We start from the raw sequence: 19,086 nt of genomic DNA, 5'->3' as shown, positions 1-19,086 counted from the left end.
CCCCCTCACGCCCTGTCCGCCGTCAACTTGCTGAACAGGCCCTGCGGCCGGATCAGCAGCACCACGATCAGCAGCACGAACGCCCACACGTTCGCCCACGCCCCGCCCCCGAAGAGATCGAGCCCCGGCAGGAACTTCACGTAACCGGCGGCCAGCGCCTCCGCCAGACCCAGCGCGAGACCGCCCAGCATCGCGCCCTGGATCGAACCGATCCCGCCCAGCACGGCCGCCGTGAACGCCTTCAGCCCGGTGATGAAGCCCATCCGGAAGTCCACCTGCCCGTACCGCAGCCCGTGCGCGACGGCCGCCAGCGCGGCGAAGGCGGCCCCGATGGCGAACGCGGTGACGATGATCCGGTCGGTGTTGATGCCCATCAGCCGCGAGGTGTCCGGGTCCTGCGCGGTGGCCTGCATGGCCCGGCCGGTGCGGGTGCTGCGGACGAACCACATCAGCGCCAGCATCGACAGGACGGCCGCCACCACCAGGAACACGTCCCCGGTCTGGACGGTGACCGGACCCACCTCGTAGGGCCCGCCCGGCAGATGCGGGAAGGTCCGGGCCTGCTTGGCGTCCGGGTACCAGGCCCACACCATCTGCTGGATGGCGATCGACAGACCGATCGCCGTGATCAGCGGCGCCAGCCGGGACGACCCGCGCAGCGGCCGGTAGGCGAGGCGCTCCGCGAGGACCGCCACCGACGTGGACACCAGCACGGCGGCGAGCAGCATCACCGGCAGCGCCAGCCACAACGACACACCGCTCGGCAGCATCAGGAACGCGGTGAGGGCGCCGAAGCCCCCGGTCATGAAGACCTCGCCGTGGGCGAAGTTGATGAGCTGGACGATGCCGTAGACCATCGTGTAGCCGATCGCGATCAGCCCGTACATCGAGCCGAGCAGAAGGCCGTTGGCCAGCGTTTGCGGCAGTTCGTGCACTGCAACGCCTCCGTGGAATCCGTGGGAGAGGTGAACGAGGAGAAAGGGAGCGTTACTTGGCGGTGAAGGTGCCGCTGGTGACCGGCGCCCACGCGCCGTCCTTCACCTGATTGACCGTCAACTGCTTGTTCGTGGTGTCGCCGAACTCGTCGAAGGAGACCTTGCCGGTCACCCCGTCGAAGGCGACCTTCTGCACCGCCTCGGTGACCTTGGCGCGGGCGTCGGCCGGCACCTTGCCGCCGTTCGCCGCGGCGACCGCCTTCACGGCCTCGATCAGCGTGGTCGCCGAGTCGTACGCGTAGCCGCCGTAGGCGCCGTACGGGTCCTTGAACTTCGCCGCCTTGTAGGCCTCGGCGAAGGTCTTGCCCGCCGCGCCCGACTCCAGGGGTGCGCCCACCGTCGTACAGAAGTCGCCCGTCGCGCCGCCGCCCGCCAGCTTGATGAAGTTGGCGTCCGAGATGCCGTCGCCGCCGACCAGCGGGATCTTCACGCCCGCCTTCTTCAGCTGGCCCGTCAGGGGGCCCGCGTCCGGGTACTCGCCGCCGTAGTAGACGAACTGGGCGCCCGAGCTCTTGATCTTGTTGATCACCGAGGAGAAGTCCTTCTCGCCCGAGTTGATCTGGTCGGTGTCCACGACCTGCCCGCCGCGCTTCTTGAACTCGTCGGTGAAGGTCGCCGCCAGGCCCGCCCCGTACGCCTTCTTGTCGTCGACGACAAAGACCTTCGTCAGCTTGAGGGTGTCGTGCAGGTGCTGGGCGGCGAAGGGGCCCTGCACGGCGTCCGTGGTCGCGGTGCGGAAGTACGTCGTGAAGCGGCGCTCCTTGGTGCCCTTGGCCCAGTTGTCGCCCTGGGTGAGGCCGGGGCTGGTGGTCGCCGGGGAGACGACGGCCAGCTTCGCCTGCTCGAAGATCATCTGCATCGACTTGGCGACGCCCGAGTTCAGCGGGCCGACCACGCCGAGCACCTGCTTGTCGCCGGTCAGTGCGGTGGCGTTCTGCTGGCCCGTGCCGGGCTGGCCCTGGTCGTCCAGCGACTTCAGGGTGAACGTCACACCGGGCACGGCCTGGGTCTTGTTGGCCTGGTCGACGGCGAGCTGGGCCGCGTTCTTCGCGCCGATGGCGAGCGCGGAGAGGTCGCCGGTCAGCGGGCCGTCGAAGCCGATGACGACGGTGGTGGTGCCGCCGGACGCGCCGCCCGCCGCACCACCGGCTTCGGAGCGGGTGCCGCAGGCGGAGAGAACCAGGGTGGAACAGAGGGCGAGTGCGGGCAGGGCGACCGTGCTTCTGCGCATGGGAGTCACGTCCTTGTCGACGAGGAGGAGGGTTACGGCTGGCTGTTGCGGAAGGGGGCGTCCGGCCGCCCGAGGTTCGGCTTGCCGAGCACCTTCGGGGCGGACAGGGCGTAGATGCCGTGGTTGGTGAGCGCCCACGCGATGTTGCGGTCCCACTCGACGTACACGCCGTGCGTCTGGTTGCCGTACGCGTACTCCGGGGTGTCCTTGCCGTATGCCTTCGGCACGAAGTACGCCTCGATCTCCGGCTTCTGAGGCTTCGTCACGTCGAAGAACTGCACACCGGCGTTGTAGAAGCCGTAGCTCAGAACGCCCGCGTCGTGCTTGCCCGGGTTGGTGTAGTAGCCGGTCCGCTTGGGGCCGAAGCTGCCGCGCCGCTGGCAGAAGTCGGTGAAGGAGGCCGACTTCGGCGGGGTCGGGCGGGGGAGACGGCCGACGATCCGGGGGTTCGCCGGGTCCTTGGCGTCGACCTGGAAGATCTCCTTGTACGGCTCGTAACAGTCCTCGGTGAGGGGGTAGCCGGAGACGTACACCATGCCGGTCTTCTCGTACTGCGACACGTCCACGTTGTCGCCCTCGGTGCCCGCCACCGACGGCGGCAGGTCCAGATGGCCGACGGTCTTCATCTTCGCCGGGTTCGAGATGTCGAGCACGGTGAGCCCCAGCCCGCCCTGCACCGCGAACGCGTAACGCCCGCCCTGCTCGGGGGACTTGGGAACGAACAGCGGCATCCGCGCGCCCAGCCAGCTCGTCCGGTTCCCGCACCGCGGGTTCTTCTTGTACGCGGCGGACTCGCCGGTGACCTGGCCCGGCAGGTGCCAGGTGTCGAGCAGCTTCGGGTGAGCCGGGTCGGACATGTCCCAGGACTGGTAGCCGGCCGAGTGCAGGTTCGTCGGGTACTCGTTGTTGGCGTACGCGTCATTGGGTGCGACCGCGAGGAACATGTACTTCCCGCCGGTCCAGTACGGCACGTCCAGCGAACCCGAGCCCTGTTGCGGCTTGTTGAGGTCGCTGTTGAGCGGGTCGCGCTGGGTGGAGTCCGTCGAGACGGTGGCCAGGAGCTTCCAGTCCTTCTTGCGCGGGCCGTCGAGCCGGTAGACCTTGAAGCCCTTCAGGCCCTTCTTCGCGCGCAGCTCGGCGACGCCGTCCGGGTTCCCGTACTTGTCCTGGCCCGGCTCGTCCGTCAGCTCGCTGATCTGCCGCTTGTCCTCGAAGCTCACCACCATCACATAGGCGTTCAGCTTCTTGTTCCACTGGACGGTGGAGCCGCCCCAGTAGTCCCCGGCCGCCCAGTCCTTGCTCGCCTTCGACTCGTCGCCGCCGACGTCCGCGCGGGTCAGCTTCTCGACGACCGTGACCTTCTTGACGTCGGTCACGTCGTAGACGCGCCCCTCGGAGCGGTCGTACTGGAAGAGGTAGCGGCGGCCGTGGAAGTCCACCACGTTCTGCCAGGTGTGGAAGTAGTCCGGGGTGAAGTCCGCACCCTCGTAGGCCGCTTCGACCTTCATGTTCTTGCTGTACGACGTGGTGTCGTACGCGGCGTTGCGCCCCGGGAAGGGGTGCGGGTGCTCCTCGTCCAGCGGGGTGAGGGCAGGGTGCAGGAAGCTCTTGTCGAGCTGCATCCCGTACGACTTGGGGTCGACCGGCTCGGGCCGCTTGTCCTCGCAGACGGTGGGGATGTTCGGGTCGGCGGGGGCGGCGGCGACCGCGTCCCCCGAGGTGGGGACGAGCAGCGTCGCCGTGACGGCGGCAGCGGCGGTCGCGGCCAGGGCGACCCTGACGGGGGTGTGACGGGGGAGACGCATCCGACGGTCCTTCCGGAAAGGCCAAGGGGGTACAAAAGCGGAGGAAAGGGATGGTGCGAGGGTGCGGAAGGCCGGGGGAGGGGCACGAGGTCGCCTCCCCTGACCGGTACGGGGTGGATCAGGTCACGGTGGAGCGCCGCTGGAAGCGCGGCTCCCGGTGTTCCCCGGTGCTGACGATCTCGTGCAACTGCCGGACACAGTCGAGGACGTCGGCGTACGACACGTACAGCGCGTTCACCCCGAACCGCAGCAGGTCCGGCGCCCGCATGTCACCGATGACGCCGCGCGCCACCAGGGCCGCCACCAGCGGGTACGCCTCCGGGTGGCGCAGCGCGATCTGGCTGCCCCGGCGCTCGGGCTCGCGCGGGGTCGCCGCGGTGAAGCCCAAGCCGTCGAGCAGGACGTCCGCGCACTCCTGGAAGAACCCGGTGAGCGCGAGGCCCTTCGTGCGCACCGCCGCCATCTCCACCCCGTCGTACGCGGTCAGCGCCGCCTCCAGGGCCAGCAGCGACAGCAGCGGCGGCGTGCTGATCCGGGCGCGGGCGATGCCCTGCGCGGGGGTGTACGAGCCGTGCATCCCGAACGGGTCGGCGTGCCCGTGCCAGCCCGTGAGCGGCTGGTCGAAGGAGGACTGGTGGCGCTCGGCGACGTACAGGAAGGCGGGCGCGCCCGGACCTCCCGACAGGTACTTGTAACCGCAGCCGACCGCGAAGTCCGCCCCGATCGCGTCCAGTTGCACCGGCAGCGCGCCCGCTACGTGGCACAGGTCCCACAGCATCAGCGCACCCGCCTCGTGGGCGGCGGCGGTCAGTGCCGCCATGTCGTACGCCTCGCCCGTCCGGTAGTCGACCGGCGCGTACGCGGCCACCGCCACGTCGAAGCCCTCGGCGGCCAGCACGGAGCGGGCCTCCCGGGCGGGCACCCGCCGCACCTCGACGCCCAGCAGCCGGGCCACCGAGTCGGCGATGTACTGGTCGGTGGGGAAGTGGTCCGGGTCGGTGAGCAGCAGGCTCCGCCCGGGACGCAGGCGTACCGCCGCCACCAGCGCGTTGTACAGCTGCACGCTCGTCGAGTCGCTCGCCACGACCTGCCCCGGGGCCGCCCCGATCAGCGCGCCCACCGCGTCGCCGACCCGCAGCGGGGCGTTCCACCAGTCGTTGTCGTTCCACGACCGGATCAGGTCGGTGCCCCACTGGCGGTGCACCGCGTCCGTCAGCGCCTCGGGCACGGCGGCCGGGAGCGCGCCGAGCGAGTTCCCGTCGAGGTAGACGACGCCTTCGGGAAGCAGGAACCGCTCCCGGACGTGGGCGAGAGGGTCGGCCGCGTCCAGTGCCTCGGCCCGCGCCGTGAACTCCTTCAACTGCTGTGTGACATCCATCAGTTGCCTCCCTTGGCCGCTGTGAGATCGAGTGCGATGTCCGTCAGGAGGTCCTCCTGCCCGCCGACCATCCGGCGGGCCCCCGCCTCCACGAGCAGCGAGCGGGTGTCCAGCCCGTACCGGGCGGCGGTGGTCTCGGCGTGCCGCAGGAAGCTGGAGTACACCCCGGCGTACCCGAGCGTCAGCGTCTCCCGGTCCACCCGCACCGGTCGGTCCTGCGTCGGCCGTACGAGCTCCTCCGCCGCGTCCATCAGCGGGAACAGGTCGCAGCCGTGCTCCCACCCCATCAGGTCCGCGACCGCGATGAACGGCTCCAGCGGGGCGTTGCCCGCCCCCGCGCCCTGTCCGGCCAGCGACGCGTCGACGCGGTACGCGCCGGCCTCGACGGCGACGACGCTGTTGGCGACGCCGAGCGCGAGGTTGTGGTGGGCGTGGATGCCGATCTGCGTCGCGTCGTCGAGCACGTCCCGGTAGGCGCGCACCCGCTCCCGGACGCCGTCCATGGTCAGTCGCCCGCCCGAGTCCGTGACGTACACGCAAGCGGCCCCGTACGACTCCATCAGCTTCGCCTGCCGGGCCAGCTCCACCGGCTCCGCCATGTGCGACATCATCAGGAAGCCGGAGACGTCCATCCCCAACTCCCGTGCCAGCGCGATGTGCTGGGCGGCGACGTCGGCCTCGGTGCAGTGCGTGGCGATACGGATCGAGGCGACCCCGAGCCCGTGCGCACGCCGCAGGTCGTCGGCGGTGCCGATGCCCGGCAGCAGCAGCGTCGTCAGCTTCGCCCGGGTGAGGACGGACGCGGCGGCCTCCAGCCACTCCCAGTCGGTGTGCGCCCCGGGCCCGTACGTGACGGAGGCCCCGGAGAGCCCGTCGCCGTGCGCGACCTCGACGGCGTCCACCCCGGCCGCGTCCAGCGCGGCGGCGATCGTGCGGACCTGATCCACGGTGTACCGGTGCGACACGGCGTGCATGCCGTCCCGCAGGGTGACGTCCTGGACGTACACGCGTGTCATGACGGGCTCCCGGTGGTGCGGGCCGTACTGGCCAGGCGCTCGGCGGTGCGGAGTGCGGCGGACGTCATGATGTCGAGGTTCCCGGCGTATGCGGGCAGGTAGTGGGCGGCGCCCTCCACCTCCAGGAACACGGAGACCAGCACCCCGCCCCCGGCGAGCCCCGCCAGTTTCGCGAGCGGGTCGCCCGCCGCCAGCTTCCGGAACTGCGGCTCCTGCTTCAGCCGGTACCCGGGCACGTACGCGGCGACCTCCGCCGCCTTCGCCCGCACCGAGTCCGCCACCGCGTCCGTGTCGCAGTCGCCGACCACGCAGTGCACGGTGTCGCGCATCATCAGCGGCGGCTCCGCCGGGTTCAGCACGATGATCGCCTTGCCCCGCACCGCCCCGCCGACCTGCTCCAGCGCCCGCGCGGTCGTCTCGGTGAACTCGTCGATGTTGGCCCGGGTGCCGGGCCCCGCCGACCGCGAGGCGATCGAGGCGACGATCTCCGCGTACGCCACCGGGGTCACCGCGGAGACGGCCGCGACGACCGGCACGGTGGCCTGCCCGCCGCACGTCACCATGTTCAGGTTCGGCGCGCCGAGGTGGGCGTCGAGGTTCACCGACGGCACCACGTACGGGCCGATGGCGGCCGGGGTGAGGTCGATCAGCCGCTTCCCGTACGGGGCGAGCGCGGCGGCGTTGTGGTGGTGCGCCCCGGCGGAGGTCGCGTCGAAGACGACGTCGATCCGGTCGAAGCCGTCCAGGGCGATGAGCCCCCGGACACCGTCCGCGCTGGTCGCGACCCCCAGCCGGGCGGCGCGGGCGAGCCCGTCGGACTCCGGGTCGATGCCGATCATCGCGGCGGCGGTCACCGCCCCCGACCCCCGGATCATCTTGATGAGGAGGTCGGTGCCGATGTTGCCGGAGCCGATGACGGCGGCTTGCAGTGCGGTCACCGTACGGCCTCCTGTCCCACCCGATGACGTACGAGATCGAAGAAGCGCACCGCGTTCCCGCCCAGCACGGCCGCCTTCTCGGCGTCGCTGAGCGTGCTCTCCCGCACCAGCCTGCCGATCTCGGCCTCGCCGAGGGGGAACGGGTGGTCGGAGCCGAGCAGCACCTGCTCCGCGCCCATCACCTGGACCAGGTGCTCCAGCGCCCGCTGGTCGAAGACCGCCGAGTCGACGCTGAAGCGGTCGGTGTACGCCGACGGGGGCTGCGGGCTGTCCGCCCGCACCAGGTCCCTGCGCTGCCAGGCGTTGTCCGCCCGGCCCAGCAGGTACGGGAAGCTGCCGCCGCCGTGCGCGAACAACAGCCGCAGGGAGGTGGGCAGTTGCTCGAAGGTCCCCGACAGCATCATCGACAGGATGGTGAGGTGGGTCTCGGCGGCCATGCCGACCAGCCACTGGAGCATGTACCGCTCCACGCGCGGCCCGCCCGGCATGTCCCAGGGGTGCACGAGGACGGCCGCGTTCTCGTGCGCGCAGTGGGTGAGGAACTCCACGACCGCGCCGTCGTCCAGGTCGCGTTCGCCGATGTGGTTGCCGATGTGCACGCCGTGGAAGCCCTGCGCCATCGCCTCGGTGACCAGCGCGCAGGCCGCCTCGGTGTCCTGGAGCGGCACCTGGCACAGTGCGGGCAGCCGCTGGGGATCGTACGAACTGAACTCCAGCAGCCGCGCGTTGACCATGCGGCACCAGTCGGCCGCCCGGTCCGCGTCCGCGTCGTACCCGAAGAGCAGCGGTGTGCTGGACAGCACCTGGATGTCGACGCCGAGCCGGTCCAGGTCGGCGACGCGGGTCGCCGGGTCCCACAGGGTGCGCCGGACGGGCCGGTACTCGTGCGAGCCGCGCATCATCATGCCCTGGCCGGGGCCGTCGGTGCCGTCGGACCGCAGCCAGGGTCCTTCGGTGTCCTGGAGGAGGCGGGACTCGGTGCGGGAGATCTGCGGGAAGACGTGGGCGTGCACGTCGACCACGGGCCCCCCGTGGGCGGTCGTCATGCGCGCTCTTCGGAGTCGGGGAGACCGCCACCGGGCAGGGCGGTGGTGGGGCGCAGGGCGTCCGGCCAGTCCTTGCCGGGGTGCACGGCCGAGCAGTGCGGGCAGGTGCGGGCCGCGTCGTCGCCGTAGAAGGCGTTGAAGACCGGCGGCAGGTCGTCCACGATCGACTTCAGCTGCACCTCGCTGCGGTGCACCAGGTGGTGGCAGTTCATGCAGTACCACTCGAAGGCGTCCAACGAGCCCTCGGGGCGGGCGAATTCGACCACCAGGCCGATCGAGCCCTCCTCGGGCCGCTGCGGCGAGTGCCGCAGGTGCGCGGGGGCCAGGTACACGTCGCCCTCGCGGATGTGGATGTCGCGCGGCGGCGCCCCCTCCTCCTCCATCACGCGCAGCACCATGTTGCCCTTGAGCTGGTAGAAGAACTCCTCGATCGGGTCGTCGTGGAAGTCCGTACGGCGGTTGGGGCCGCCGACGACGGTGACCATCAGGTCGGCGTCCTGCCACACCTGGACGTTGCCGACCGGCGGCTTCAGCAGGTGCTGGTGCTCGTCGATCCAGGAGCGGAAGTTGAACGGCGCGGACGGCGACTTCCTCATCGGGCTGCTGCTGCTCATGCGGGGGACTCCTCGGGGAGTGAGGTGCGGGGCAGGTGGGCCACGGCGCTGATCTCGATCAGCAGCTGCGGGTGCGGGAGTTGGTGGACGGCGACGGTGGTGCGGGCCGGGCCCGACGCGTCGAAGTACTCGGCGTAGACCTCGTTGTAGCCGCCGAAGTCGTTCATGTTCACGAGGTAGGTGGTGACGGAGACCAGGTCGCGCAGGCTTCCTCCGGCGGCCCGGAGCAGCCGCCCGATGTTGTCGAGCACCGCCCGCGTCTGCTCGCGGATGTCGAGGTCCGTGACGCCCATCGGGTCGATCCGGGCCCCGGCGAAGGTGCCGTCGGGCCGCCGGGAACTCGTACCCGAGACGAAGACCAAGTCACCGGCGCGGCGCAGGTGCGGGAAGCTGCCCCGGGGGACGGGGGCGCCGTCGACGATCACGCTTCCTCCCGAGGTGTGCGTACGGTGCTGAAGCCGACCGTGCCCAGCCCGGACACCGTCGCCCGGACGTGCACGCCGGGCGGCAGCGGGGCGGCGGCGGTGGCCGCGCCCGCCAGGACCACCGTCCCGGCGTCGAGGACGCCGCGCGGGGCCAGCCGGGCGGCGGCCGCCAGGGCGCGCAGCGGGTGGCCGAGGATCGCGGCGGTCGAACCGGCCTCCACGAGACGGCCGTCGATCTCCAACAGGACGCCCCGGTCGGCGAGTTCGAGTGGCTCGCGCCACGGTCCGAGGACGTATCCGGCGGCGGAGGTGTTGTCCGCGATCACCTCGGGCAGCGAGAACGTGAACCCGTCGTACCGCGAGTCGATGACCTCCAGCGCCGGGGCGACGGCCGCGACGGCGCTCAGCGGGTCGACGGTGTCGGGTCCCAGCGGCCCGCCGAGCAGGAACGCCACCTCGGGCTCGACCCGCGGGTGGATCAGCGTCCCCGCGTCGAACGTCCCGCCGTCGGCGATCCGCATCCGGTCGGTGATCCGGCCGTGGATGAGGTCGTGCACCCCCATCTGCCGCATCTTCGCCGTGCTGGTGAAGCCCAGCTTGAACCCGGTGAGCCGGGCACCGCGTCCCAACTGTCGTGCGACCAGGGCCTCTTGGGCCTCGTACGCCTCGTCCACCCCGGTGAGACCGCTGCTGCCGCTCGCGAGGGTGCTGCGGGTGAGGGCGGCCTCGTCCAGCGCCGCCGCGAACTCCTTCAGCCGGGTGCCGCTCATGCGCCCTCTCCTTCCGGCTTCGCCGCGAACGCGGCCCGTACCGTGCCCAGGCCCTCGATCCGGGCCTCCACCACATCGCCCGGCATCACGTCCACGACCGGCCCGAGCGCCCCGGTCAGCAGGGTGTCCCCGGCCCGCAGCGGACGCCCCAGCCCGGCCAGGGTGTCGGCCAGCCAGAGCGCGGCGTTCAGTGGATTGCCCAGGCAGGCGGCCCCCGCCCCGACCGACACGGGCTCCCCGCGCCGCTCCAGGACCGCACCGGCGGTCCGCAGGTCCAGGGCGTCCAGGCCGACCGGCCGGGTGCCCAGGACGTACACGCCGCTGGACGCGTTGTCGGCGACGGTGTCGACCAGGCTGATGTCCCAGTCGCGGATGCGACTGCCGACGACCTCGATCGCGGGCAGCGCGAACGCGGTCGCCCGCAGCAGGTCCGCGACGGTGTTCCGCTCGTGCGGCAGGTCCGCGCCGAGCACCAGCGCGACTTCCACCTCGGCACGCGGCTGGAGCACCGCGCCGACCGGGATGTCCGCGCCGTCGGGGAACGCCGTGTCGTCGAAGAGAGCCCCGAAGTCCGGCGAACCCACACCGAGTTGGCGCTGCACGGCGGCGGACGTGAGCCCGATCTTCCACCCGGTGATCCGACGCCCGGCGGCGAGCCGCCGCTCGGTGGTCAGGCTCTGCACGGCGTAGGCGGCACCGACGTCACCGGCCGGGAGGAGGTCCCGCACCGGAGCGGCCGGAACACCCGTGCGACGGGCCTCCTCCAGCCGGTCGGCGGCCTCGACGATCTCCTTCGCGGGCTCGTGGTCACTCATATCTTCACGCACACATTCATCGGCTCGGAGAAGAAGTCGAGGGAGTGGTGGCCGCCCTCGCGGCCGATCCCGGAGGCCTTCACCCCGCCGAAGGGGGTGCGCAGGTCCCGCAGGTTCCAGGTGTTGACCCAGGCGATGCCGACGTCCAGACGGGGCGCGACCCGGTGGGCGCGGCTCAGGTCGCCGGTCCACACGGTGGCGGCCAGCCCGTACGGTCCGGCATTGGCCAGGGCGAGGGCCTCCTCCTCGGTGTCGAAGGGGGCCAGGTGGACGACAGGCCCGAAGATCTCCTCCCGTACCGCCGGATGGTCCTCCGGCAGCCCGGTCAGCACGGTCGGCCGCACCCAGAACCCGCCGTCGCGCGCGTCCCCGAAGACGGGGGCGTCACCACCCGCCCGTACGACACCGTCCGCGGCGGCCTGCGCGAGGTACCCCGTCACCTTGTCGCGGTGCTCGGCCGAGACCATGGGTCCGTACGCCACGGACTCGGCGCCCTTGGCGAGTGCGGCGGCGAACTCCTCGAAGACGGGCCGCTCCACGTACACGCGCTCGGTGCACAGGCACACCTGGCCGCTGTTGGTGAAGGCGGACCGCAGCGTCCCCTCGACGGCCTGCTCCAGATCGGCGTCGGCGAACACGAGCCCCGCGTTCTTGCCGCCCAACTCGAAGGAGACCGGGGTGAGGTGATCGGCGGCTGCCCGCATGATCGCGCTACCGGTCCGGGACTCGCCGGTGAAGGCGATGGCGTCCACCCCGGGGTGCGCGGTCAGCCAGGCCCCGGCGGCGTCCGCGCCGTGCCCGTGCACGAGGTTGAACACCCCGGCGGGGACTCCTGCCGCGTCGATCACCTCGGCGAGCAACTCGGCGGTGGAGGGCGTGAGTTCGGAGGGCTTGGCGACGACGGTGTTGCCCGTCGCCAGCGCCGGGGCGACCTTCCACGTCAGCAGCAGCAGCGGCAGGTTCCACGGGGCGACGACCGCGACGACACCCAGTGGCTTGTGCACGGTGTAGTTGAGCGCGCCCCGCCCGTCGGGGGTCTCGGTGTGCCAGGACTGCTCGCTGCGGGACGCCGAAAGGTCCGCGTAGGCACGGAAGTTGGCGATGCCGCGCGGGATGTCGACGGAGGCCGCCAGCTCGTGCGGCTTGCCGGTGTCGGAACACTCCGCCGCGACGAACTCCTCGAAGCGGGCCTCGATCCCGTCCGCGATCCGGTGCAGGACCCGGGACCGGTCGGCGGGGGAGCACCCGCCCCACGGCCCGGCCAGGGCCTCGCGGGCGGCCCGTACCGCCGCGTCGACGGTCGCGGCGTCCGCCTCCGGGACCTGTCCGACCTCGCGCCCGTCCACCGGGTCGACCAGCGGGAAGGACGCTCCCTCGGAGTGGAACCGTCCGGCCGTGTAGTGCCGCACCCTCCGCACCTGCCCTGCGGGTGAACTCACCGTCGTGACCTCCCTGTTCCTGGCGTTCCCGGCAAACCTGCCTCTGGTGTCCGGTTCCTTGCGTGTGCATCATGAGCCAGGTCACATATGCCGAGCCAATGCCGGAACGGGCAACTGCCATACCAGAACGGGTATGACACCAGGTGAGGGGACGAGGAGCCGACAGATGGACCTGCTCGACGGCCGGCTGAAATTCCGGCATCTGGTACTTCTCGCCGCGATAGCCGAGCACGGCACGATGGTCAGGGCGGCCGAATCCCTGCACCTCACCCAGCCCGCCGCCACCCGCACCCTGCGCGAGCTGGAGAAGCTGGCGGACGTCGCACTCTTCCACCGCGAACCGCGCGGAATGCGCCCGACGGTGTACGGGGACGCGCTGGTCGGCCACGCCCGCGCCGTCATCGCGGAGGTCCGGCGCGCGGGCGACCACCTGACGGGCCTGCGGGACGGCCAGGCGGGCACGGTGACGGTGGGCACGCTGCTCGCGGGCGCGAACCTGTTGTTGCCGCGCGCCGTCGCCCGCCTGAAGGCGGAACGCCCGCACCTCACCGTCGTCGTCCGCGAGGGAACCTTCGACGTGCTGCACCCGGCGCTGCTGGCGGGCGACCTGGACGTGATCGTGGGCCGGGTCGGCCCCACCCCGGAACCGGGCCGCCTGCGCCAACGGGCCCTCTACCGGGAGCCGATCCGCCTGGCGGTACGCACCGGCCACCCCCTGCTGCGGGGCCCGGCCGGCACGCTCGCCGACACAGTCGGCCACCCCTGGATCCTCCCCCTCGAACAGACGGCCCTCCGTCAGGAGCTGGCAGCCGTCTTCGAGACCCAGGGCCTGGAACTCCCTCCGAACCGGGTCGAATGCACCTCCATCCTGACGATGCGCACCCTCCTCGTCTCCACGGACATGGTCGCCGCCCTCCCGGAACTCGTCCTCCGCGACGACGACCGCCTGGTCGCCCTCCCGGTCGAACTCCCCTCGGTGGGACGCACGGTGGGCACCACGGAGGCCGCCGCCCGCATCCGCACCCCGGGCCTGGTGGCCCTGCTCACCGCCCTCGACGTGGAGGCGGGCGCCCTGCGGCTGGCACTGGCGGGGCGGTGACTCAGCCGGAATTCAGCCCGTCCGGTGCTCGGGGAGGCAGTTGAGCCCGTCCGGCGTTCGAGGACGCGCGGGCGCAGCCCGTGCAGGGGTTCGGGGCCTGCCCCGGCATGAACAGCAACCACCCACCCACCTGCACCTACCGCCCCACCCAGCCCCTCTCGTACGCATGCCACCCCAGCTGCAACCTCGTCGTCACCCCCGCCACCTCCATCAACCCCTTCACCCTCCGCTGCACCGTCCGCAACCCCAGCTCCAACTGCTTGGCGACACTCGCATCGGTCATCCCCGCCAGCAGCAGCGACAGAATCTGCAGGTCCGTCCCGTCCGGCCCGGGAGCCACCACCTCCACGTCCGTCCCCGCCCCCATCCCCAGCCGCACCGGCCGCGCGTCCCGCCACACCGCCTCGAACAGCCCCATCAGCGACTCCAGCAGCCCGCTCGCGTGCACCACCAGCGCCGCGGGCTCCGCGTCCCGCCCCGTCAGCGGCACCATCGCCAGCGACCGGTCCGCGATCACCAGCTTGGTCGGGACGCGGTCCACCACCCGCACCTGCTCGTCCCGGGCCAGCGCTGCCGTCAGCTCGACCAGGCCCCGGGGCAGAGTGAGCACCTCCCGCTCGATGACCACGCGATACGTCACCCCACGCGCCGTCGCCCGTTCCTCGGCGGCGTTGTCGTACCCCGTGACCGCCACCGGCCGCCCGGTGACCAGCGCGCACACCTCCTCCACCGCCCCCAGCTGCAACTGCGCGAACCGGTGCGTCACCGCGCTCGCCCCCGTCACGACCTCCACCAGGTCGTGCACCGCGGGCTCGGCCGCCTCCGCCCGATACTCCTCCGCCAGCAGCACCGCCGCCAGCTCCGCCTGCTCCAGCTCGTGCCGCTGCTGCGTCAGGAGGGCGCCCAGCGCCACCCCGGGCGGTGCCGCCACCCACCGCTGCGTACCGGAGGAACCGGAGGAGGAGGCCTGCGCGGCGAGCCCCTGCCGTTCCAGATGCCGCAGCGCCCGCTCCGCCGCCGCCTCGCCGACCCCCAGCCGGTGCGCCAGGTCCCCGACCTCGGCCGCACCCACCGCGACCAGCGTCCGGTACGTCGCCTCCTGCGCCTCGTCCAGCCCTATCGCACCCAGCACCTCAGCAGTCCCCCTTCGCACCTTCCATGACTCGTCTGGCGGGAATGAGCCACGGCACAAACCCGCCTCACCACATCATCCCTGCACCACCTGCCCCTCTGCCAACCTGTCGCCACCGGCCATCACCCCCGGGGCCGGACCGACTTGGGGAGCACAATGCGTCCGATATCGCGCACGGCCCTGGGCGCGGCGACCGCCGCCGTCCTCGCCGTCACCGCGGTCGCCCCGTCCGTGGCCGCCCCGGCGCCCACGGACCCGGCGTCCGGCAAGAGACCGATCACCGGCAGTGCGAAGGCGGGCGGAGGCAAGGACGCGTCCGCCGTCGTCACCCTCGTCACCGGCGACAAGATCCTGGTGCGGCAAGGGAGTTCGGGGTCCGGCGCGGCGACCGCGCTGCCCCGCCCCGACGGCAGCACCCCGCTCGTCCAGACCCGTACGACAGGCCCGGACAAGGACCTGTACGTGTTCCCCGAGTCCGCCGCCGAGGCCCTCGCCTCCGGCCGCGTCGACCGGGAGCTCTTCAACGTCTCCGGGCTGATCCGCCAGGGCTACGACGACGCGCACGCCAAGGTCCTGCCGCTGATCGCCGTCTATGACAAGTCCGTGAACGTCGCCCGCGCGCTCCCCGCGACCCCCCGCGCCGCCACCCGCGGCCCGGCCCTGCCCGCCGTCGGCGGCGTCGCCCTCAAGGCCGACAAGGCCAAGGCCGCCGACTTCTGGGCGGACGTCACCAACACCCGCTCCCGGGCCGCCTCCGACCTGACCAAGCTCTGGCTCGACCGCAAGGTCGAGGCGACCCTCGACCGGTCGACGAAGCAGGTGAACGCCCCCGCCGCCTGGGCCGCCGGGTTCGACGGCAAGGGCACCAAGGTCGCCGTCCTCGACACCGGCGCGGACGCCGAGCACCCGGACCTCAAGGGCCGGATCGCCGCCGCCCAGAACTTCACCGACTCGCCCGACACCGGCGACGTCCAGGGCCACGGCACCCACACCAGCTCCACCGTCGGCGGCTCGGGCACGGCGAGCGGCGGCAAGAAGAAGGGCGTCGCCCCCGGCACTCAGCTCCTCAACGGCAAGGTCCTCAACGACGGCGGCTCCGGCGCCGAGTCGTGGATCATCGCGGGCATGCAGTGGGCCGTCGACCAGCAGGCCGACGTCGTCTCCATGAGCCTCGGCAGCCCCGAACCCACCGACTGCACCGACCCGTTGAGCATCGCCGCCGAAGAGCTCGCGAAGAGCACGCAGACACTCTTCGTGGTTGCCGCGGGCAACCTCGGCCCGCGCCGCAACTCGGTCTCCTCGCCCGGCTGCGCCCCCGGCGTCCTCACCGTCGGCGCCGTCGACCGCGACGACTCCACCGCCCCCTTCTCCAGCCGCGGCCCGACCGTCGCCGGCCACACCCTGAAGCCGGAGATCGCCGCCCCCGGCGTCGCGATCTCCGCCGCGGCGGCCGGAGGCCGGGGCGTGTACGCGTACCAGTCCATGTCCGGTACGTCGATGGCCACCCCGCATGTCGCGGGCGCCGCCGCCATCCTCAAGCAGGCCCACCCGGACTGGACCGCCCAGCAGATCAAGGCCGCGCTCGTCTCCTCGGCCGAGGTCGGCAAGGGCGACGCCCGCGAGACCGGCGGCGGCCGCCTCGACGTGAAGGCGGCCCTGAACCCGGGAGTCACCGGCGCGCCCGCCCTCCAGGGCGGCACCTTCAACTGGCCGCAGGACAGCAGCGACCGCACCACCGTCGACGTCCCGTACACCAACGTCACCGACAAGCCGGTCACCCTGGACCTCGCCGTCCAGGCGCCCACCGGCAACGACGGCACCCGCATCACCTCCCGGGTCGCCCGCCTCGGCAAGGACCGGATCACCGTCCCCGCCAAGGCCACCGTCACCGTCCCGCTGACCCTCGACCCGTCGGCCCGCCTGGAGCGCGGCCAGTACGGCGACGTCGTGGGCCGCGTCCTGGCCACCGCACGCGGCGGCGTCCGCGTCTCGACCCCGTTCGCCCTGCACGTCCAGCCCGAGACGGTCACCCTGCGCGTCAAGGTCATCGACCGCAGCGGCAAGCCCGCCACCGGGCCGAGCACCCTCGACGTCATCGGCACCGACGACGAGAGCGGCGAGATCCGCTACAACGACGGCCAGGCGGAACAGCGCTACGAGGTCCGCCCCGGCTCGTACTTCCTCTCCTCCTACGTCGCCACCCCCGACGCCGGTGACGCCACCGGCCAGGGCATCGGCTCGCTCAGCTACCTCTCCCACCCGCAACTGGAGCTGAAGAAGGACACCACCGTCGTCCTCGACGCCCGCAAGGCCCACCAGTTGAAGGTGGCGACCGACCGGCCCGGCGAGCGGCGCGGCACCACCCTCGCCTTCGACCGCTCCTGGAAGAACACCTGGCGGCACTCCGGCACCCTCAGCGCCGGACGCAACGTCCCCGCCTACTACGCCGACATCCAGGGCCGCGCCACCAAGGGCGACTTCGAGTTCGGCAGCTACTGGCGGCTGTACGCGCCGCTGCTGAACAGCCTCAAGGTCAGGGGCGGCCCCGCCCTGCACGCCGTCACCGGCGGCGTCGGCTCAGGCAACCTCGACGGCCGGGGCAGCGCGGCCCTGGTCGACGCGGGCAAGGGCACGCCCGAGGAGCTGAAGGCGGCCGGCGTCAAGGGCCGCATCGCCCTGGTCGAGGTCCCCGACGACAGCCCCAACCTGACCGCCCTCGCCGAGGACGCCCGGGCCGCGGGGGCCGTCGCCGTCCTGGCGCACCGGCCGTCGCCCGGCACCTGGTACCCGGGCGTGGGTCTCGGCGGAGGCACGGCCGTCCCCGTCCTCGCGGTTTCCACGACCGAGGCCAAGGACCTCAGGGGCCGTCTCGTCCAGGGCGCGGTCACGCTCGACTGGCAGGGCACCGCCCGCAGCCCGTACGTCTACAACCTCGCCTTCCAGGAGAAGGGCCCGCTCAACTCCACCCGGAACTACCGCACGTCGGACCGCGAGCTGGCCACCGTGCAGAACACCACCGGGTCCATGGGCGTCCGGAGCGACTTCATCGACTCCGTCGACGCGCTGCGCCCCAACGGCACCCGCATCTTCACCTCCTCGATGGCCGACCCGGTGCCCGCCCCCGGCACCCGCACCGAGCTCTACAGCGCGGACGGCTCCGGCTGGGGCCGCACGGTGATGAGCAGCTTCCCGTTCGGTGAACTGATGGTCTCCCCGCACCGGGTGCTGCGCTCCGGCCAGAAGCTCACCGAGTCCTGGTACGGAGGGGTCGTCGCCCCGACCGCGCCCCGCGACGACGCGGGCAAGGAGGTGCTGGTCGCCGAACGGCAGGGCAACCTCATCGGGTTCGCCGACGCCATGTGGGGCGACCGTGAACACTGGGCGATCCAGGGCGGGTTCGGCGACATCGGCTCGCTGCGGCTCAAGCGCGACGGTGAGGTCATCGGCGAGTCCGGCTGGCCGAGCGGCGTCTTCGAGATCCCGGCGGCCAAGGGGACGTACGAACTCAGCCAGCAGGGCATGAAGTTCGGGATGCCCGCCGACGTGTGGCAGCGCTCGACGGCCGTCGAGACCACCTGGAAGTTCACCTCCCAGCTGGACGAGAGCGCCTACTCGGTGCCGCTGCCGATCATCTTCCCGCGCTACGGCATCCCCGAGGACGCCCTGAAAACGCTCCCCGCCGCGAACGGGCAGCGGATCGCCCTCACCGCCTCCGGCCACGCGGGCTACACCCCGGGCGCGCTCACCTCGGCCGCGCTGTCCTACTCGTACGACGAGGGCAAGACCTGGACCAAGGCCAAGACCTCGCGCTCCGGCGGGAGTTGGACGGCCGTGGTCGACCACGCCGGGGCCACCGGCAAGCAGGTCACCCTCAAGACCGAACTGACGGACGCACGCGGCAACTCCGTCACCCAGCTCGTGACCCGCGCCTACGACGTGCGCTAGCGCGCCGGGCCGAGAACGGTCCGCCGGGCATCCTTCCCGTGGGGGGTGGGGTTGCCCGGCGGACCCCTTTTTTCGCCCTGCCCCGTTTCCGAATCGCCTCAGCGGTGGACAATAGGGGCATGAGTCAGCAGGGGGAGCGGCGCACCGGCGCCGAGGACGACTGGTGGGACCGGCTGTACGACGAGGCAGCTCCGGACACCGGCCCGGCACCGACGGGCCACACCGTGGACGACCACTTCGACTCGACCCCGGGCGCTGGTCCGGCGCGGGACGCCGCGGAGCCCGAGCCGCCCCGCCCGGTCCCCAAGGAACCCAGGGCCAGGGCCCCTTGGGAACCCCCGGAACCCCTTGCGGCACCGCCGCCCCCGGACGCGCCCCCACAAGCCACCTCGCCGGAGGTCCCCCCGGTCGTCCCCCGGGACGCCTCGCCGGACGTTC

At 72.2% G+C, this 19,086-nt stretch carries 15 protein-coding genes and 1 pseudogene; 3 read left to right on the top strand and 13 right to left on the bottom strand.

The features are described 5' to 3' along the window. Window positions 1-5: 5 nt before the first annotated feature. From ACIO3O_RS09160 to ACIO3O_RS09105, 12 genes are all read right to left on the bottom strand, one after another. A complete protein-coding gene (locus ACIO3O_RS09160; protein ID WP_401743857.1) occupies window positions 6-935 on the bottom strand; it encodes a branched-chain amino acid ABC transporter permease in 930 nt (309 codons plus the stop codon). 52 nt (window positions 936-987) lie between these two features. Further along, complete coding sequence (locus tag ACIO3O_RS09155) at window positions 988-2,226, bottom strand: branched-chain amino acid ABC transporter substrate-binding protein (protein ID WP_401743855.1); 1,239 nt, start codon at window positions 2,224-2,226, stop codon at window positions 988-990. A 32-nt stretch (window positions 2,227-2,258) separates the two neighbouring features. After that, the gene (locus ACIO3O_RS09150; RefSeq protein WP_401743852.1) at window positions 2,259-4,031 is read right to left on the bottom strand and encodes a hypothetical protein; all 1,773 of its coding nucleotides are present in this window, start codon (window positions 4,029-4,031) and stop codon (window positions 2,259-2,261) included. A gap of 118 nt (window positions 4,032-4,149) precedes the next feature. Then, window positions 4,150-5,409, bottom strand: coding sequence for a kynureninase (gene kynU, locus ACIO3O_RS09145; RefSeq protein ID WP_401743850.1), 1,260 nt, complete (start codon window positions 5,407-5,409; stop codon window positions 4,150-4,152). Continuing rightward, window positions 5,409-6,425, bottom strand: a complete 1,017-nt coding sequence (gene dmpG, locus ACIO3O_RS09140) for a 4-hydroxy-2-oxovalerate aldolase (protein WP_401743848.1) — start codon at window positions 6,423-6,425, stop codon at window positions 5,409-5,411. The genes kynU and dmpG overlap by 1 nt, the downstream gene beginning before the upstream one ends. Continuing rightward, a complete protein-coding gene (locus ACIO3O_RS09135; protein ID WP_401744464.1) occupies window positions 6,422-7,354 on the bottom strand; it encodes an acetaldehyde dehydrogenase (acetylating) in 933 nt (310 codons plus the stop codon). The genes dmpG and ACIO3O_RS09135 overlap by 4 nt, the downstream gene beginning before the upstream one ends. Before the next feature lie 5 nt (window positions 7,355-7,359). Beyond that, window positions 7,360-8,409 (bottom strand): amidohydrolase family protein, encoded by a 1,050-nt coding sequence (locus tag ACIO3O_RS09130; protein WP_401743845.1) that lies wholly within the window; start codon window positions 8,407-8,409, stop codon window positions 7,360-7,362. Next, window positions 8,406-9,023 (bottom strand): 3-hydroxyanthranilate 3,4-dioxygenase, encoded by a 618-nt coding sequence (locus ACIO3O_RS09125; RefSeq protein WP_401743843.1) that lies wholly within the window; start codon window positions 9,021-9,023, stop codon window positions 8,406-8,408. The genes ACIO3O_RS09130 and ACIO3O_RS09125 overlap by 4 nt, the downstream gene beginning before the upstream one ends. After that, window positions 9,020-9,448 carry a RidA family protein gene (locus ACIO3O_RS09120; RefSeq protein ID WP_401743840.1) on the bottom strand — a complete coding sequence of 143 codons (429 nt, stop codon included), beginning with the start codon at window positions 9,446-9,448 and terminating at the stop codon, window positions 9,020-9,022. Before ACIO3O_RS09120 ends, ACIO3O_RS09125 begins: the two co-directional genes overlap by 4 nt. Then, on the bottom strand, window positions 9,445-10,218 hold the full coding sequence (locus ACIO3O_RS09115; RefSeq protein WP_401743838.1) for a 2-keto-4-pentenoate hydratase: 774 nt from the start codon (window positions 10,216-10,218) through the stop codon (window positions 9,445-9,447). Before ACIO3O_RS09115 ends, ACIO3O_RS09120 begins: the two co-directional genes overlap by 4 nt. Next, window positions 10,215-11,033 (bottom strand): 2-keto-4-pentenoate hydratase, encoded by an 819-nt coding sequence (locus ACIO3O_RS09110; RefSeq protein WP_401743835.1) that lies wholly within the window; start codon window positions 11,031-11,033, stop codon window positions 10,215-10,217. Before ACIO3O_RS09110 ends, ACIO3O_RS09115 begins: the two co-directional genes overlap by 4 nt. After that, window positions 11,030-12,472 carry a 2-hydroxymuconic semialdehyde dehydrogenase gene (locus ACIO3O_RS09105; RefSeq protein ID WP_401743833.1) on the bottom strand — a complete coding sequence of 481 codons (1,443 nt, stop codon included), beginning with the start codon at window positions 12,470-12,472 and terminating at the stop codon, window positions 11,030-11,032. Before ACIO3O_RS09105 ends, ACIO3O_RS09110 begins: the two co-directional genes overlap by 4 nt. Before the next feature lie 166 nt (window positions 12,473-12,638). Between ACIO3O_RS09105 and ACIO3O_RS09100 the strand changes: the two genes are divergently transcribed. Beyond that, entirely contained in the window at window positions 12,639-13,571 is a 933-nt protein-coding gene (locus tag ACIO3O_RS09100; RefSeq protein WP_401743831.1) for a LysR substrate-binding domain-containing protein, read from the top strand. Between the two features lie 136 nt (window positions 13,572-13,707). On the opposite strand, the gene ACIO3O_RS09095 is transcribed toward ACIO3O_RS09100, so the two are convergent. Further along, complete coding sequence (locus ACIO3O_RS09095; protein ID WP_401743830.1) at window positions 13,708-14,703, bottom strand: helix-turn-helix domain-containing protein; 996 nt, start codon at window positions 14,701-14,703, stop codon at window positions 13,708-13,710. Window positions 14,704-14,859: 156 nt separating this feature from the next. Here ACIO3O_RS09095 and ACIO3O_RS09090 point away from each other — a divergent pair, with 156 nt between their 5' ends. Beyond that, window positions 14,860-18,648: a S8 family peptidase gene (locus ACIO3O_RS09090; protein WP_401743827.1), complete on the top strand. Its 3,789-nt coding sequence runs from the start codon at window positions 14,860-14,862 to the stop codon at window positions 18,646-18,648. A gap of 119 nt (window positions 18,649-18,767) precedes the next feature. Then, window positions 18,768-19,086: pseudogene (locus ACIO3O_RS09085) on the top strand (hypothetical protein); the annotation flags it as partial.

It is taken from the genome of Streptomyces sp. NPDC087440 (genome assembly GCF_044744005.1).
Lineage (GTDB): Bacteria > Actinomycetota > Actinomycetes > Streptomycetales > Streptomycetaceae > Streptomyces.
This window is presented reverse-complemented; position numbering and strand designations above follow the sequence as displayed.

Bases quoted from the DNA above. Each gene is read 5' to 3' on its own strand.
- ACIO3O_RS09110 (WP_401743835.1), bottom strand. From the start codon at position 11,033: ATGAGTGACCACGAGCCCGCGAAGGAGATCGTCGAGGCCGCCGACCGG.
- ACIO3O_RS09100 (WP_401743831.1), top strand. From the start codon at position 12,639: ATGGACCTGCTCGACGGCCGGCTGAAATTCCGGCATCTGGTACTTCTC.
- dmpG (WP_401743848.1), bottom strand. From the start codon at position 6,425: ATGACACGCGTGTACGTCCAGGACGTCACCCTGCGGGACGGCATGCAC.
- ACIO3O_RS09150 (WP_401743852.1), bottom strand. From the start codon at position 4,031: ATGCGTCTCCCCCGTCACACCCCCGTCAGGGTCGCCCTGGCCGCGACC.
- ACIO3O_RS09090 (WP_401743827.1), top strand. From the start codon at position 14,860: ATGCGTCCGATATCGCGCACGGCCCTGGGCGCGGCGACCGCCGCCGTC.
- ACIO3O_RS09130 (WP_401743845.1), bottom strand. From the start codon at position 8,409: ATGACGACCGCCCACGGGGGGCCCGTGGTCGACGTGCACGCCCACGTC.
- kynU (WP_401743850.1), bottom strand. From the start codon at position 5,409: ATGGATGTCACACAGCAGTTGAAGGAGTTCACGGCGCGGGCCGAGGCA.
- ACIO3O_RS09125 (WP_401743843.1), bottom strand. From the start codon at position 9,023: ATGAGCAGCAGCAGCCCGATGAGGAAGTCGCCGTCCGCGCCGTTCAAC.
- ACIO3O_RS09155 (WP_401743855.1), bottom strand. From the start codon at position 2,226: ATGCGCAGAAGCACGGTCGCCCTGCCCGCACTCGCCCTCTGTTCCACC.
- ACIO3O_RS09115 (WP_401743838.1), bottom strand. From the start codon at position 10,218: ATGAGCGGCACCCGGCTGAAGGAGTTCGCGGCGGCGCTGGACGAGGCC.